Genomic DNA, 231 nt, shown 5'->3' on the forward strand with positions numbered 1-231 from the left:
GTTATCTGACCGCTGGCTTTTATAACCCGGCGCTGGTTGCCAATTACAAACAGAACGATGATTTTTGCGTGCTTCTGCCAGCTGTTGGGATCAGCTTGCATGATCCGGATGACTTGAATCAGAAAGTGGACGATTTCCAGAAAGTGACTGTTCAGCTGGAAGCGGCAAATAAAAGCAGCCACGGTTCACCGTTCTCAGACCCTCTGGTCGATAAGAGTAAATCGGCGCTGA

The 231-nt window shown here is 48.9% G+C and carries 1 protein-coding gene; it reads left to right on the forward strand.

Features of this window, described 5'->3' with window-relative positions:
• Positions 1-231 (forward strand): conjugal transfer protein TraF (gene traF, locus ACYP03_RS28360; protein WP_459782986.1); only part of this gene is annotated, 231 nt, incomplete at both ends.

The organism is Photobacterium sp. R1 (assembly GCF_054600795.1).